This is a genomic window from Pseudonocardia oceanicola (assembly GCF_047200735.1).
In the GTDB taxonomy this organism is placed as follows: Bacteria; Actinomycetota; Actinomycetes; order Mycobacteriales; family Pseudonocardiaceae; genus Pseudonocardia.
Genome location: NZ_JBJZON010000002.1, coordinates 345210 through 361263, shown reverse-complemented (window position 1 = coordinate 361263; position 16054 = coordinate 345210). Strand labels below are relative to the sequence as shown.

11 protein-coding genes are annotated in these 16054 nt (G+C 75.5%); 2 read left to right on the top strand and 9 right to left on the bottom strand.

Annotation, left to right across the window (positions count from 1 at the left end):
- Window positions 1–34 precede the first annotated feature (34 nt).
- The 9 genes from ACL02T_RS05970 to ACL02T_RS05930 form a co-directional block, all read right to left on the bottom strand.
- On the bottom strand, window positions 35–799 hold the full coding sequence (locus ACL02T_RS05970; RefSeq protein WP_412829646.1) for a sirohydrochlorin chelatase: 765 nt from the start codon (window positions 797–799) through the stop codon (window positions 35–37).
- Window positions 800–812: 13 nt separating this feature from the next.
- Window positions 813–1991, bottom strand: a complete 1179-nt coding sequence (locus tag ACL02T_RS05965) for a uroporphyrinogen-III synthase (protein ID WP_412829645.1) — start codon at window positions 1989–1991, stop codon at window positions 813–815.
- 47 nt (window positions 1992–2038) lie between these two features.
- A complete protein-coding gene (gene nirD, locus ACL02T_RS05960; RefSeq protein WP_412829644.1) occupies window positions 2039–2401 on the bottom strand; it encodes a nitrite reductase small subunit NirD in 363 nt (120 codons plus the stop codon).
- Complete coding sequence (gene nirB, locus ACL02T_RS05955) at window positions 2401–4956, bottom strand: nitrite reductase large subunit NirB (protein ID WP_412829643.1); 2556 nt, start codon at window positions 4954–4956, stop codon at window positions 2401–2403. Before nirB ends, nirD begins: the two co-directional genes overlap by 1 nt.
- A 67-nt stretch (window positions 4957–5023) precedes the next feature.
- Window positions 5024–6382: an MFS transporter gene (locus ACL02T_RS05950; protein WP_412829642.1), complete on the bottom strand. Its 1359-nt coding sequence runs from the start codon at window positions 6380–6382 to the stop codon at window positions 5024–5026.
- Window positions 6383–6599: 217 nt separating this feature from the next.
- Window positions 6600–7415: a TIGR02569 family protein gene (locus tag ACL02T_RS05945; RefSeq protein WP_412829641.1), complete on the bottom strand. Its 816-nt coding sequence runs from the start codon at window positions 7413–7415 to the stop codon at window positions 6600–6602.
- 330 nt (window positions 7416–7745) lie between these two features.
- Window positions 7746–10454 (bottom strand): hypothetical protein, encoded by a 2709-nt coding sequence (locus ACL02T_RS05940; RefSeq protein WP_412829640.1) that lies wholly within the window; start codon window positions 10452–10454, stop codon window positions 7746–7748.
- A gap of 327 nt (window positions 10455–10781) precedes the next feature.
- Window positions 10782–11954, bottom strand: a complete 1173-nt coding sequence (moeZ, locus tag ACL02T_RS05935; protein ID WP_412829639.1) for an adenylyltransferase/sulfurtransferase MoeZ — start codon at window positions 11952–11954, stop codon at window positions 10782–10784.
- 23 nt (window positions 11955–11977) lie between these two features.
- Window positions 11978–12943 (bottom strand): alpha/beta fold hydrolase, encoded by a 966-nt coding sequence (locus ACL02T_RS05930; RefSeq protein ID WP_412829638.1) that lies wholly within the window; start codon window positions 12941–12943, stop codon window positions 11978–11980.
- Window positions 12944–13176: 233 nt separating this feature from the next.
- Between ACL02T_RS05930 and ACL02T_RS05925 the strand changes: the two genes are divergently transcribed.
- Together ACL02T_RS05925 and ACL02T_RS05920 are read left to right on the top strand one after the other, a co-directional pair.
- The gene (locus ACL02T_RS05925; protein ID WP_412829637.1) at window positions 13177–14115 is read left to right on the top strand and encodes a DUF8832 domain-containing protein; all 939 of its coding nucleotides are present in this window, start codon (window positions 13177–13179) and stop codon (window positions 14113–14115) included.
- 38 nt (window positions 14116–14153) lie between these two features.
- Window positions 14154–16013 carry a heavy metal translocating P-type ATPase gene (locus ACL02T_RS05920; protein WP_412829769.1) on the top strand — a complete coding sequence of 620 codons (1860 nt, stop codon included), beginning with the start codon at window positions 14154–14156 and terminating at the stop codon, window positions 16011–16013.
- Window positions 16014–16054 lie beyond the last annotated feature (41 nt).

Here is a 16054-nt window from a genome sequence, read left to right as displayed (position 1 = left end):
TCGCCATAGCGGCTATCGCCCCTCACAGGGGTCGTTATGCCGCGACAGTCCTGGTCTCGACGCCGGCGTGGTAGCGCGCGACCACGGCGGCCACGACGTCCGGGTGCGCGCCGAGCGGGTCGCCCACCACGTCCGCGCCGGAGTCACGGATGCGGGTGTGGAAGACCCCCGGCGCGAGTAGCCAGGAGACCACGGAGATCCGCTCGGAGCCGGCCCGGCGCAGGCCGTCGACCAGCGCGGCGATCCGGGGGGTGGCCGTGGCGGCGAACCCGACCCGCACACCGCGGCCGAGGGCGTCGGCGAACATCTTCCCCGCGATCCGGACCTCGGCCACCGCCGCCGCGTCGGAGGACCCGGCCGCCGCCAGCACGACCGTGTCGCCGACCTGGTGTCCGGCGGCGGCCAGGCGGGCCAGCGCGGCGCGGGCGAGCAACGGGTCGGGGCCCAGCGCGGGCGTGACCACGAACCGGGCGGGGTCCGCGCCGGCCTCGGCGAGCTGCGCGGGGAGGTCGGTGCGCACGTGGTAGCCGGAGGCCAGGAAGGCAGGGAGGACCACGGCGCCGTCGAGACCCCGGACCGCGTCGGCGACGGCCGGCCGGCGGACGTCGACGTACCCGACCCGCACCTTTACGCCGGGCAGCGCGGCCCGCGCCCCGGCCGCGATCTCCTGGACGACCGCGGCCGCGGCGTCGGAGCGGCTCCCGTGGGCGACCAGGACCAACGGCGGCCGCGCCGCGGACCACGCCGACGACGACGCCGGCATCGGAACGGACAGGTCGCCCGGCGGAACGGCTCTCACCGCTCGTCCCCCCTCACCGCTTGTCCCCGGACACGCAGTGCCCGCCCACCGGCGAGGGGCCCGCGTTCGGGTCGAGCGCGAGCCGGTAGCCCCGCTTCACCACGGTCTGGATCAGCTTGGGCGTGCCCAGCGCCGAGCGGAGCCGGGCCACCGCCGTCTCGACGGCGTGCTCGTCGTCGCCCCCGCCCGGCAGCGCGCGCAGCAGCTCGGCGCGCGACACCACCCTCCCCGGCCGCCGGGTGAGCACCCTCAGCAGTGCCATCCCGGTCGGCGGCACCGCCTTGAGCTCACCGTCGACCAGGGCGGCGTGGCCCCGCAGCTCCAGCCGGTGCCCGCCGACGGGCAGTTGGCGGGCGCGGGCCGGGGCCTCGGCCTCCAGCGCCCGGACCATGGCCCCCAGCCGCGAGCGCGAGGGCTGCAGCGTCGGGACGTCGACGGCCTCCAGCGGCGCCGCGGTGACCGGCCCGACGCAGACGACCAGTACCGGCCCACGCAGCGCCGCGATCAGCTCCTCGCGCAGCCCGCGCTCGGCGGCCCGGGCCAGCAGGCTGGCGGCGGCCGGGGCGCTGGTGAAGGTCAGCATGTCGACGCCGCCGGCCAGCACGGCGTCGGTCAGCCGGTCCATCGGGGCGAGGTCGGCGGGCGGCACCCAGCGGTAGACGGGCACCTCGACGACCTCGGCGCCGGCCATCTCGAGCGCCTCGACGACGTCGGGCAGGGGCTCGCCGTGCAGCTGGACCGCGATGCGCCGGCCGTCGACCCCCTCCTCGAGCAGATGGTCGAGCACCTCGGCCGAGGACTCCGACGGCGGCGACCACACCTCCGTGAGTCCGGACGCCCGGATCTGCCCGCGCGCCTTCGGGCCGCGGGCCAAGAGCTCGCCCCGGGAGAGGGCGGCCAGCAGGTCCTCGCCCACGCCCCAGCCGTCGGCCGCCTCGATCCACCCGCGGAAGCCGATGCCGGTGGTGGCGACGGTCACGTCCGGCGGCCGCTCGATGAGGTCGCGGGTGCGGGCCTCCAGCTCGGCGTCGTCGGCGAGGGGGACGATGCGCAACGCGGGCCCGTGCTGCACGCACGCCCCGCGCCGTTCGAGCATCGTGCCCAGCTCCTCGGCCCGGCGGGCGGCCGTGACGCCGACGGTGAAGCCCGCGAGCGGGGCGACCTGCGCCTCGGTGGTGGTGGGGGCGCTCATCAGGGCATTCTCCGCTACGTCGGGGTCGATGTTGAACGCCGGAGTGGTCACCGTAACCCGATCTGCACGAGACCGTCGTGCACCCGGACCGCGTAGACCGGCACGCAGACCCCCGCGGCGTCGAGGCACCGGCCGTCGACCAGGCTGAACGACTCCTTGTAGACGGGCGACGCGACGACGGGCTCGCCGCGCCGGTCGCCGACGATCCCGCGGGACAGCACGGCCGCCCCGGACTTCGGGTCGACGTTGCCGAGGGCGTACAGCCGGCCGTCGTGGGTCCGGAAGATCGCGACCTGCTCCTCGCCGAACAGGGCCGCGACGCCGCGCTCGGGCTGCAGGCGCTCCAGCGGGCAGGCGGTCTCCCAGCGCAGCGCCCTCTCGGTGGCCGGACGCTCGTCGGTCGTGGTCATCACTGAACCTCCTGGCGGCCGAACGCGGGCACCCCGATGAGGACGGGCTCGGGATCACCCGCCCGCGGCGTCGGGACGGGCTGGCCCCGCTCGGTCACGAACGAGATGGTCGGGTCGGGCGTCCCCGGCTCGTTGACGAAGGAGACGTAGCGCTCCAGCTTCTTCGGGTCCTCGAGGACCCCGCGCCACTCGTCGGCGTAGTTCTCGACGTGGCGGGCCATCGCCGCGTCGAGCTCGGCGCCGATGCCCAGCTTGTCGTCGACGATCACCTCGCGCAGGTGGTCGAGGCCGCCCTCGAGCTCCTCGAGCCACGGCGCCGTGCGCTGTAGCCGGTCCGCGGTGCGGATGTAGAACATGAGGAAGCGGTCGATGGTGCGGATCAGGGTCTCCTGGTCCACGTCCTGCACGATGAGCTGCGCGTGCCGGGGGGTCGCGCCGCCGTTGCCGCCGACGTAGAGGTTCCAGCCCTTCTCCGTGGCGATCACGCCGAAGTCCTTGGACCGCGCCTCGGCGCACTCGCGCGCGCAGCCCGAGACGCCGGACTTGAGCTTGTGCGGGCTGCGCAGCCCGCGGTAGCGCAGCTCCAGCAGCACGGCCATGCCGACCGAGTCCTGCACGCCGTAGCGGCACCAGCTCGACCCGACGCAGGACTTCACCGTGCGCAGCGACTTGCCGTACGCGTGCCCGGACTCGAACCCGGCGTCGACCAGGCGCTTCCAGATCGCGGGCAGCTGTTCGACGCGGGCGCCGAACATGTCGATCCGCTGGCCGCCGGTGATCTTCGTGTAGAGCCCGAAGTCCCGCGCCACCTCGCCGATCACAATCAGGCCCTCGGGCGTGATCTCACCGCCGGCGATCCGCGGCACCACCGAGTAGGTGCCGTTGCGCTGCATGTTGGCGAGGAAGTGGTCGTTGGTGTCCTGCAGGGCGGCCTGCTCGCCCTCGTGGATGTGGCCGCCGCCGAGCGAGGCCAGGATCGACGCCACGGCGGGCTTGCAGAGGTCGCAGCCCCGCCCGCGGCCGTGCTTCTCGACGACCTCGGTGAACGTCCGGATCCCGGTGCTCGCGATGATCTGGAACAGCTCGGCGCGGGAGAAGTCGAAGTGCTCGCAGATCGCCTTCGAGACCTCGACACCCTCGTCGACCAGCAGCTTCTTCAGCAGCGGGACACACGAGCCGCAGCTCGTCCCGGCCTTGGTGCAGGTCTTGAGGTCGGGGACGGTCGCGCACCCCTCGGAGTGGATCGCCTCTTTCAGCGCGCCCTTGGTCACGGCGTTGCAGGAGCAGATCTGCGCGGAGTCCGGCAACGCGTCCGCGCCCAGCTCGACGCCACCCGGCGCGATCATCGCGACCGGGTCGGCCGGGAGCTTCATGCCGACCATCGGGCGGAGCGTGGAGTACTTCGACGCGTCGCCGACCAGCACCCCGCCGAGCAGGGTCTGCGCGTCGTCGGACACCACGAGCTTCGAGTAGGTCCCCGCCACCGGGTCGTTGACGACGACCTCGAGCGCACCCTCGGTGGCCGCGTGCGCGTCCCCGAAGCTCGCCACCTCGACGCCCAGCAGCTTGAGCTTGGTGGACATGTCGAGCTCTTCGGGGGTCATCCGGGCCTGGCCGCCGAGCAGCCGGTCCGCGACGACCTCCGCCATCGCGTACCCCGGCGCGACCAGGCCGTAGGTGCGGCCCTCGAGGGCCGCGACCTCGCCGATGGCCCACACGTTCTCGTCGTCGGTGCGGCAGGTCGCGTCCACCCAGACTCCGCCGCGCTCGCCGAGGCGCAGCCCGGACGCGCGGGCCAGCGTGTCGGCGGCCCGGATGCCCGCCGAGAAGACGACGACGTCGGCGTCGAGCTCGACCTCGTCGGACAGCGTGGCGACCAACCGGTCCCGCTCCTCGCGGATGCCGCTGACCGCGACCCCGGTCCGTACGGCGATGTCCTGGCTCGTGACCAGGTCCTTCAGCAGCGCACCGCCGCCCTCGTCGACCTGGACCGGCATGAGCCGCGGCGCGATCTCGACGACCTGCGGGGAGAGTCCGAGCAGGCGCATGGCCCGCGCCGCCTCCAGGCCGAGCAGCCCGCCGCCGACGACGACCGCGGAGCGCCGCCCGGGGCCGGTCCGGTCGACGGCGGCCGCGGCGGCCGCCTTGATCGCGTCGAGGTCGTCGAGCGTGCGGTAGACGAAGCAGTTCGGCAGGTCGCGGCCGGGAACCGGCGGCACGAACGGCACGGACCCGGTGGCGAGGACCAGGGCGTCGTAGGTGAGCTCGGCGCCGGAGGCGGTGCGGACGGTGCGCCGCTCCCGGTCGACCGTGACGGCCGGGTCGCCGAGCCGCAGGTCCACCAGCGGATCCACGAGCTCGGCGAGCCGCAGCTCCTCCTCGCTCTTCCCGTCGACGTACGACGACAGGGCGACCCTGTCGTACGCCTGCCGGGTCTCCTCGCCGAGGACGGTGATCCGCCACTCGCCGCGGGCGTCGCGGTCGCGCAGCGCCGAGACGAGCCGGTGCCCGACCATCCCGTTGCCGATCACCACGAGCTGCCGTGTGTCCGTCACGCCGCTCCTCCCTGTCCGCACCCGGGTGCGGGTTCGTGCTGCTCGTGCTGCTCGTGCGGGGTGCTGCTCAGACGCGGGCGAAGGCGGCCTGGCTGTCGCCGCTGCGCACCGACGCCGCCTGGCGCTGGTAGACGGCCCAGGTGATGCCGGCGCAGACGACGTAGAAGGCCAGGAAGGCCCAGAACGCCGGGACGCCAGACTTGGTGGCCGCGAAGGACTGCCGGAAGGCGAGGTTGATCAGCAGGCCGCCGAGCGCGCCCACCGCCGAGATCAGGCCGATCGCGGCGCCCGAGACGCGGCGGGCGTGCAGCAACGCCGCGGCCCGGTCGGTCCCCTGCCCGATCCGCTCGAGCGCCTGCCGCCGGAAGATCGCCGGGATCATCTTGTAGGTCGAGCCGTTGCCGATCCCGGAGAAGACGAACAGCAGGATGAAGCCGAGCGTGAACAGGGCAAGCGACTCCGTGCCCGACGCGAGGATGCAGATCAGCGCCGACACCGCCATCAGCACGAAGTTGACCGCGCTGACCCTGGCGCCACCCAGCTTGTCGGCCATCCAGCCGCCGACGGGCCGGATGAGCGAGCCGAGCAGCGGGCCGATGAAGGTGACGGCCGCGGCCTGCAGCGGGGTCCGCCCGAACTGGGTCTGCAGGACCAGGCCGAAGGCGAAGCTGTACCCGATGAACGAGCCGAAGGTACCGATGTAGAGCACCGACATGATGCCGGTGTCGCGTTCCTTCATCGCCAGCGAGAAAGCGCCCTTGTCGTTGCTGACGGACGCGATGTTGTCCATCGAGAAGGCCGCCACGATCGAGCAGATCACGACCAGCGGGATGTACACGGCCAGGAGGATCTTCGGCTGGCTCGCACCCGCCGTCGCGATGATCAGCAGCGCGAAGAGCTGGATGACCGCGACACCCAGGTTCCCGCCGCCGGCGTTGAGGCCCAGGGCGGTGCCCTTGCGGCCCTCGGGGAAGAAGGAGTTGATGTTCGTCATCGACGAGGCGAAGTTGCCGCCGCCGACGCCGGCCAGGGCCGCCATCAGCACGAACACGCCGTACGGGGTGCCGGGCTGGAGCACGAACGCCGCCGCGATCGTGGGGATCAGCAGCATCCCGCCGCTGATCACCGTCCAGTTGCGGCCGCCGAAGCGGGCGACGGCGAAGGTGTAGGGCACCCGCAGGATCGCACCGACGAGGGTGGCGGTCGCGCCGAGGAAGAACTTCCCGGCCGCGTCGACGCCGTACTCCGGGCCCATGAACAGGACGAAGACCGACCACAGGGTCCAGACCGAGAACCCGACGTGCTCGACGAAGATCGACGCCCAGAGGTTCCGGTTCGCGATCGCCTTACCGGTGCGCTCCCAGAAGCGGGCGTCCTCCGGTTCCCAGTGCTGGATCCACCGCCCTCCGACGATGCCGTGGGACACGGTCCGGGTGTCCGTGTCGATAGGTCCTTCTGCGGTGGCTGTCACGCCCGTCCTCCTGGTGGCATCCGTGGGGCTCACGTCTCTCGGATGCACAGGACGGTAGGCAGCGGGGATTACCCCGGAATGGCGCCGTGTGACACCGGCGCAAAGGCCCGCTCAACCTGTCGACGGGCGCGGTGTGAGGTCACGACGCCCAGGTCAGGGCCGTGAGGTGGTTCTACAGCCGGGCGCTGACGAGGCCCGCGACCCGCTCCAGCCCGGCCACGCTGCGGGCCGAGGCATCGGGGTGCTGGGCGTGCAGGGCCAGCCGGTACAGGGCGGCGCGCAGCAGCGCCTGCGGCCATTCGTCGAGGTGCGCCCACCGGTCCATGAGGCCCTCGTCGCCCCCGCCCCAGGCGATCGCGTCGACGACGACGACCGCCGCCGCCCACTCCGGCGGCCGCCAGAACGGCACCAGGTCCAGGACGACGGGGACACCGTCGCCGTCGAACAGCACGGCGCCGAACAGCTCGCCGTGCACGACCTGCGGCGGCGACTTCATCGGCCGCCGGTGCGCCGCGAGCTCGGCGAACAGGCGGCCACCGGAGGCCTCGTCGAGGGCGAAGCGACGCTCGCCGAACGCCGCGGCGGCGGAGCGGGCGAGCAGGTCGTCCCGGTTGTCGAGCAGGCGGGGACGTTGCACGGTGGCGGTCGCGGCGTGCAGGCGCAGGCTCGCCGAGACGACGTCGTCGTGGCGGGGTTCCGAGGCGCCGGCCAGGAAGCGGGACGCGGCCCAGCCCGCGACGACCCACCGACCGTCCGAGGAGCGGACGGGGCGGGCCAACCGGACCGCCTCGACGTCGAGGGCCTCGAGGACGCCCGCGGACCACGCCGCCATCGCGTTGTCGGCGACCGGGCGCAGCAGGACCTCGCCACAGTGCCAGGCCCGCTGCCCGGCCCAGACCACGGGGCGGGGCGTCGCGTCCTTCACGCCGAAGGCGACGCGGACGTGCTCGGGGAGCGCGCTCGCCTGCGGGACCGTCGGTGCTGTCACGGGGCGCAACGCTACCTGCGCCGCCCCCCGGATCAGGTGTGCCACGCGGAGAATCGTGCGGGGTCGGGCCCGCGTCGCGGCGCGGGCGCGCACCCTCCGCGGCGGTCGTGATCGTCGGTCCTGGACGTGGAGTGTCGAAATCCGTCCGTGGGCGTCCACAGCTGGTGATCGTCGATGGGTCGAGGGGGCGGCCGGTCGTGGGCGCGGGTCACCTGTCGCGGGGACGTGCGCGGGTGACCTGTCGCCGGCGCTCGCGGGTCACCGGGCGTGTCGCCTGGCGTGCGCGGGTCGCGGGCGTGCGCGGGTCACGTGTCGCCGGGCGTGCGCCGGTCACGTGCCGTCGCCGTGATCACCGTGGTGATGGCGCTCGTGCGAGCGCCGGTCGGCGTGGTGCGAGTGCCGGTTCGATCCGCTCTCCGGATCGGCGTCCCCGGAGCTCCCGGCGGGCCCGTGGCGGTCGGAGCGGTCCCCTCCGGAGCGCTCACGATCCGACCCGCCGTAGCTGGAACGGTGCCGGTCCCCACCGCGGCGCTCCGAGCCGTCGTAGTCCGAGCGGTCGCGGTCCCAGCGGTCGTGATCCGAGCGGTCGCGATCCCTGCGGTCGTGATCCGAGCGGTCGCGATCCGAGCGGTCGTGATCCGAGCGGTCGCGATCCCTGCGGTCGTGATCCGAGCGGTCGCGGTCCGAGCGGTCGCGGTCCGAGCGGTCGCGGTCCCAGCGGTCGCGGTCCGAGCGGACGAGATCCGAGCGGTCGGGGTCGGAGCGGTACGAGCCGGAGCGGTACGACCCGGCAGCCGCGGTCGCCCGGTCCCACGCGGCGCGGGCCAGGCCGGCCGCGTCGTCGCGGTCCGGCCGGGAGGAGCCGCTCCGGACCGCACTGCCGGTGCCGCCCGAGGCGTGGGGGCCGTCCGAGTCGCTCTGCCGGTCGGCGCGGGGGAAGTGGGGGTCCGAGGCCTCCCCTCCCCGATCACCCGCGATCTCCCGGGCGACGGCCTCGCGCATCGCCGCCGCCGACCCGCCGGCCTGCTGCGACACCCGTTCCACCCGTTCCGTGACCAGGGCTTCGGCAGCGCGGCGGGCAGACGCCGGCCCGTCGGCCGCCGACCGCGACCGGGCGTGCACCCCTGCCGCGGCGGGGTCGGGGAGACCGGCGGGGGCCGACCGGCTCGTCGGTGCGGCCGAGGCGGCCATCGCCTGCACGGCGGCCGCGGTCGGATCAACTGCCGCGCGAGCCGGCACCCCGGTCGCGGACGCCTCGACCGCCGCCGCTCGCCCGAGCGCTCCCCCCACCCCACCGCCGACCGCAGCGGCCGCAGCGGGCACCGCCACGACCGGGACCGCATCCGGGCTGCCCTCCACCCCCGCGGGGGTGCCGCCACCGGACGACGCAGGGGCGACCTCGTCCGGAGCACCCGGCCCGGGCGCGGCCCCACCTGCGGCGGACCGTGTCCCCACGCCCGCGACTCCCCCGAGTTCGCGGACCACGTCGCTGCCGGCACCGCCCAGCGCTCCCCCACCGCGACCCGCGGCCGCCCCGAGCGCGGCGACCCCGCCCGCGGCCCCGGAGGCCACCGGGCCGACACCGTCACCGACCCCCTCCGACAGCGCGCCGACGGCAGCGCCGACCCGGCCCTGCCCGGCCTCGTCGAGCGCGGTCCCGGCAGCCGTGGTGGTCGCGGTGGTCGCGCGACCGACCCCCTCCGCGGTGGAGCCGACCGCCTCACCACCGCCCTCCCCGACCGCGCCGACGGCCTCACCGGCACCGCGCGCACCGGATCCCACGGCCCGCCCGGCACCCTCCCCCGCAGGCCCGGCGCCGGCGGCCCGGCCCACCGCACCCACGGTCCGGCCGGCGTCCTCGCCGACCCGGCCGACACCGTCACCGGCTCCGCGCCCGGCCGCGCCGACGGCCCGACCGGCGGCGCGCCCACCCGACCCGACGGCCCGCCCGCCCTCCCGACCGGCGGCGCGCACGGCGCCTCCGGCACGCCGCCCGTCGCGGTCCCGCTCGGCGGTCTCGTCGATCGGCCCCCGCGGGTCGGGCGGCCCGCTCGTCCCGACGACGACGGCCGGCCGGTCCTCCTCCTCGTCCCGGACCTGGGCGATCGGGGGCGAGGTGTGCAGCCGCGACGGCGGCGGCGCCACGGGCCGCCCCGCGGCGGTGTCGAGCACCTCGGCAGAGACGCGCGCCGTCCGCGCGTCCTCGACCGCCGGGTCGGGCAACGGGGTGCGGGACGCGGCGTCGACGCCGGTGCGCAGCGCCTGCACCTGCCGCCGGAGCCCGTCGCGGTGCCGGATCCGCAGGTCCCGCTGCACCGCGAGTGCCGCGGACCAGGCCCGGTCGCCGGCCGGGTCCTCGGCCAGCAGCTTCTCGATCGCCGCGAGCCGGGCCTCGGCGCGCTCGAGCTCGTCGGCGCTGCGTTCGAGCTCGCGGTAGCTCTCGAGCTGGTCCTGCAGCGTGGCGCGTTGCCGTTCGAGGAGCTGGCGGCGCTGCTGCAGGCGCCGCACCGCGGAGGGCGGGGTGCCGGTGCGTGCCGCCTCACTGGCGTTCCACGTCTGCTCGGCCCGCGCCAGGACGTCGAGCTGCCGGTTCACCCCGACCAGCAGCAGCTCGGCGCGGCTCGCCCACTGCTCGGTCGACGTCGGCCCCGCCACGACCCCGCGCGGCGCGGGCACCGGCGCGGAGGCGACGCTCAGCACGTACGCGCCGAGGAGGACCGCGGTGGCGCCGAGCACCGCCACCGCACGCCGGTGGGTCACGGACCGCGCCCACCCGGAGCGGCCGGACGGCGTGCCGGGCCCGGGGCGCCGACGCACCCCCGCCGCGGCCTCCCGCGGCAACGACACCTGCGGGGACGGCGACTCCGGTTCGCGCAACCACGGCAGGGTCTCCACCACCCGCGGGTCCTGCGCGGCGTGGGCGGCCGCGCGGCGCAGCCGGCGCATCGCCGCCCGGTGCGCGGTCGAGCAGTACCTGCGGTCCGGCCGGCCGACGACGGGTTCGATCGCCGCCCCGCAGCCGGGCAGCGCGCAGACCACATCGGACGGGTGTCGACCTGCGTCACCGTCCGCCCCCGGACCCACCACCCGGCACCCCCTCGCCCCGGCGGATGATCATCCGCCGCCGGGGAACGAGATGCTACGGCGCCGGGTCCGACGACCGTCCTCATCGGAGCGCAGCTGCTCACGGCCGGTCAGCCATGCGGCCGCGGCGCTGCTCCGTTCCGCTCGCCACCGGCACCCGGTCGCCACCAGTCGATCACGGTCCGCGACGCCCGCGGACGCACCGGAGAGCCCGGGACACACCACACCGCCCGGTCCGGTGAAAACCGGGCCGGGCGGTGCGGGACGTATGCGAAGGACGGGTCAGTAGGTCGGCTTGTCCGGCTCGACCTGCTTCACCCAGGCCAGCACCCCGCCGCCGACGTGCACGGCGTCGGCGAACCCGGCCTTGTGCAGGACGGCGAGCGCCTCGGCCGACCGGGCCCCCGACTTGCAGTGCAGCACGATCGGCTTGTCCTGCGGCAGCTCGGACAGCGCCTCACCGGAGATGATCCGGCCCTTCGGGATCAGCGATGCACCCGGGATGTTGACGATGTCCCACTCGTTCTGCTCGCGGACGTCGACGAGCGCGAAGTCCTTGCCCGCGTCCATCATCTCCTTGAGCTCGAGCGCGGTGATCGTGTTGCCGGCCGCGGCCTGCTGCGCGTCGTCGGACACGGTCCCGCAGAACGCCTCGTAGTCGATCAGCTCGGTGATCTTCGGGGTGTCCGGGTCCTTGCGCACCTTGACCTGGCGGTAGGTCATCTCCAGGGCGTCGTAGATGACCAGCCGGCCGAGGATCGGCTCACCGATGCCCGTGATCAGCTTGATGGCCTCGTTGACCATGATCGAGCCGATCGACGCGCACAGCACGCCCAGCACGCCGCCCTCGGCGCACGACGGCACCATGCCGGGCGGCGGCGGCTCGGGGTAGAGGTCGCGGTAGTTGAGGCCCTGCCCGTTCGGGGCGTCCTCCCAGAACACCGAGGCCTGACCCTCGAACCGGAAGATCGAACCCCACACGTACGGCTTGCCGGACAGCACCGCGGCGTCGTTCACCAGGTACCGCGTGGCGAAGTTGTCCGTGCCGTCCAGGATCAGGTCGTAGTCGGCGAAGATGTCCAGCACGTTGGACGAGTCCAGCCGCGTCTGGTGCAGCCGCACCTCGACGTAGGGGTTGACCTCCTTGACGGAGTCCCGCGCCGACTCGGCCTTCGGGCGCCCGACGTCCGACTGGCCGTGGATGATCTGCCGCTGCAGGTTCGACGCGTCGACCTCGTCGAACTCGACGATGCCGAGCGTGCCCACGCCCGCGGCGGCGAGGTACAGCAGCGCGGGCGACCCGAGCCCGCCGGCACCCACGACCAGCACCTTCGCGTTCTTCAGCCGCTTCTGGCCCTCCATCCCGACGTCCGGGATGATCAGGTGGCGGCTGTACCGCTCCACCTCGTCCTTGGTCAGTTCGGCGGCCGGCTCCACGAGCGGCGGTAGCGCCATGTCCCACAACTCCCTGCGCGTCTTCAGCGGTCCCTTGCCGCAACACGTTCGTCACCGGACATGTTCCCATCCGCCGCGGCGTCCCAGAACGCCCCGACGGCGGCGGCGACCCGGTCCGGTGTCTCGATCTGCGCGATGTGCCCCACGCCGTCGAGCATCACGAGGCGCCCGTCGGGGAAGGCGCGGGCGGTGCGGGCGGCCAACCGCGGGTTGACCAGGCGGTCCCGGTCGCCCCACACGACCAGTGTGGGGACGGGGACGCGGGCGGCGACGCGCCAGAGGCCGGGTCCCATCCAGCTGCGGAACATCCCGAACGCCGACCGGTCGATCGCCTGCCCCGCCCACGGCTGCCGGCCCCGGGCGGCGATCTCCTGAGCGGTCTCGTCCAGCCGGAGGTCCGTGGCCCGGGCCGGATCGCCGAAGCACAGCCTCATCGTCGCCTCGGCGCGCGCCCGCGGCGTCATGGCGGCCAGCTGCGCGCGGGCCCGGCTGCCCAGGCCGGGGATCCACGCCAGCGCCATCCGCGGGTCCGACATCCGCCGGGGGTCGGGACGCCGGTCGGGCATGGCGGGCGAGACGAGGGTGAGGGTGCGCACCAGCTCCGGTCGGCGGGCGGCGACCAGCATCGCGACGATGCCGCCGAGCGAGTTGCCGAGCAGGTGCACCGGCCGCCCCCGCCCCGCCAACCAGCACAGCAGCGCATCTGCGTGCGCCGCGGGCGTGTAGTCGCAGGCCGGCAGGGGCTCGGTGTGGCCGAAGCCGGGCAGGTCGACGGCGGTGCCCGACGCCCGGGGCGCCAGCAGACCGGCCAGGTCGGTCCAGTTCGTGGCGGAGCCCGACAGCCCGTGCACGTAGACCGCCTCGACGTCGGGTCCCTCGGTCTCGCGGACGTGCAGCGTCACGCCGCCGGCCCGGACGTGCCGGCCCGGCCAGGCCGGCTGGTGCTCGGGCAACGGCGGCAGCGCGCCGAGGTCGCCCGGGTCCCCCACCGGCGCGGGCGGCGACGGGGCGAACCGCGGATGAACGAGCGGCAGCGAGAGAGAGACGACGGTTCGAGGATGGCAAGAACGGCTCCCGTCCGGCCACTCCGGCTGCCGCAGCGCCCGTCGCCGCTGGTCAGCCGGGCCGCCTCACCACCCGCGCCCGCACCCGGCTCCGTGGACGGATACCCCCCGTTGGTATGTTCGGCCCGCCGGCACGGGGTCGGCGGGAGGAAGCGGGAATGCTCACGGCGGTACGTCTCGGCGCCTACGTCGGGGTCCTCGGCGTGGTCTTCGGCGCGGCGTGGGGTGCGGGCGCACTCGCCCGGCCGGCGCTCGCCCCCGCCACCCCGGCCCCGCCCGCGGCGACCTCCGCCGTCGAGGCCCCTGCTCACCCGCACGCCGGGACGAATCCGGCGGCGTCCGAAGCGGCCGTCGACCGGGCGGGCACGGACGGCCTCGCCACCACGGCGAACGGCTACACGCTGGCCCCGGCCACCAGGGCCCTGACCGCCGGGCGCGCCACGGAGTTCACGTTCGTCGTCACCGGACCGGACGGCCGGGCGGTCACCGCCTTCACCCCCTGCGCGGACGGCTCGGCGCTGCGCCTGCTCGTCGTCCGCCGGGACGGTGCGGGCCTGCAGGTCGTCCACCCGCAGATGGCCGTCGACGGCACCTGGCGCGCCCCGCTACGGCTGCCCACCGCCGGGACCTGGCGGGTCCTCGCCGAGTTCACCCCGGCCGGGGACGGACCCACCGTGCTGGGGACGGACGTCTTCGCGCCCGGCGAGTTCGCACCGCTGCAGTTCCCCACCGCCCGGGCCGCCCGGCTGGGCGACTACCAGGTCCGGATCGACGGCGACCTGCACGCGGGCACCGAGTCCGCGATCTTCGCGACGGTCAGTCTGGGCGGCCGGGCCGTCACCGACCTCGTTCCCGAGCGCGGCGCGTTCGGCGACCTCGTCGCGCTGCGCGCAGGCGACCTGGCCTACGCCGCGGTGCGGGCCCAGGTCCACGCGCAGCCCGGGGAGCGGGCCGGCCCGGGCATCGCCTTCGCCGCCACCGTGCCCACGGAGGGCACCTACCGTCTCTTCCTGCGGTTCCGGCACGCCGGCGCGATCCACACGGTGGACTTCACCGTCCCGACGACCGGCGTCGCCCCGGTCGGGGGTCCGCGGTGAGCGCCCCGGCGAGGTCGGGAACCGGGACCGTCCGGCGGATCGAGCCGGCGGCGCCGCCCGCCTCGGACCAGGACCGCCAGGAGCGGGTGGACCCCGGCGACCGGCACGACCGCGACCTGCGGGACCGGCTGCTGGTCGGCGCGGTGCTCGCCGTGCCGGTGATCGTGCTGACCGTCGTCCCCGCGCTGCAGTTCACCTACTGGCAGTGGATCTCGCTGACCCTCGCCGCGCCCGTCGTCGGCTGGGGGGCGCTGCCCTTCCACCGCGCGGCCTGGCGGAACCTGCGGCACGGGGCCGCGACCATCGACACCCTGGTCTCGCTGGGCACGCTCGCCGCACTGGCCTGGTCGCTGTACGCACTGCTGTGGGACGGCGCGGGCGTGCCGGGCACGCGCCACCCCTTCGCGCTGACGACCACCGGCGACGGCGCCACGGACACGCTCCCCCTCGGGGCCGCCGCCGGCCTCACCACGGTCCTCCTCGCCGGCCGGTACGTCGCGGCCCGGGCACGGCGGACGGCCGGGGCCGCGTCCGGCGCGGGGACACAGCGCGGCGAGGCGGCCGGGCAGCGGCCCGCCGACCGGATCTCGGGGGTGTTCGTGCCGATCGTGATCGCCCTGGCCGTCGGGACCCTCGGATTCCGGCTGGGCAGCGGCGCCGGCGCGGCGGTCGCGGTCACCGCGGCGGTCACCGTGCTGATCGTCGCCTGTCCGTGCGCGGTCGGCCTGGCCACGCCGACCGCCCTGCTGGTCGGCACGCGGCGGGGCGCCGAGCTCGGCGTGCTCCTCGCGGGGCCCGAGGCCCTGGACGCCGCCCACCGCGTCGACACGGTCGTGCTGGGCAGGACCGGCACGCTGACCAGCGGGAGGATGCGCCTGCTCGAGGTGCACACCACCGGCCGGGAGCCCGCCGACGACGTGCTGCGCCTCGCAGCGGCGGTCGAGAACGGCTCGGAACACCCCCTCGCCCGGGCGGTCGCGGCGGCCGGCCGGGAGCGGTTCGGCGCTCTCCCCGGCGTCTCCGACTTCGAGCACCGGCCCGGACTGGGGGTGCAGGGCGTGGTCGCGGAGCTCGCCCAGCTGCCCGGCCTTCCGGCCCCGGTCCGCGCCGCCACCGGCACCTCGCCGATCACCCCGGCCGGCGGCACCGGCCGGATCGTCGCGCACGCCGTCGTGGTCGGGCGGCCCGCGCTGCTCGCCGAGTACGACATCGAGCTGCCCGCCGAGCTGGCCGAGGTCCGCGAGCGGGCCGAGGCGGCCGGGCGGACCGCGGTCTGCGTGAGCTGGGACGGCCGGGCGCGCGGGGTGCTCGTCGTGGCCGACTCGCTCACCCCGGCCGGCGCCGAGGCCGTGCGCCGGCTGCGCGAGCTCGGGCTCACCCCGGTCCTGCTGAGCGGGGACGACGCGGCCACGGCCCGTGCCGTCGCCGCCGAGGCGGGCATCGATCCGGCCGACGTGATCGCCGAGGTGCTGCCCGAGGACGAGGTGGCGGCCGTGCGCCGGCTGCGGGCGGACGGCCGCACCGTCGCGGTGGTCGGCGACGGCCGCGACGACGCCGCGCTCGCCGCCGCCGATCTCGGGCTGGTCAGGGGGACCGGGACGGACGTGGCCGTGGGGGCGAGGCACCTGACCCTGGGCCGCGGCGACCTGCTCACGGCCGTCGACGCGATCCGGCTGGCCCGGCGCACCCGCGGGATCCTCCGCGGCAACCTGTTCTGGGCGTTCGCCTTCACCGTCGCCGCCCTGCCGCCGGCCGCGCTCGGCCTGCTGAACCCGATGGTCGTGGGCGTCACCACGGCGTCCAGCTCGGTGTTCGTGGTGCTGAACGGTCTCCGGCTGCGCCGTTTCCGCGGCGTCCACCCCGGGCACGCACCACGTGAGGTCTCCGTCCGGCGATGACGCCACGCCCGCCGCGCGTGTCGCGCCATCCACCGTTCGGG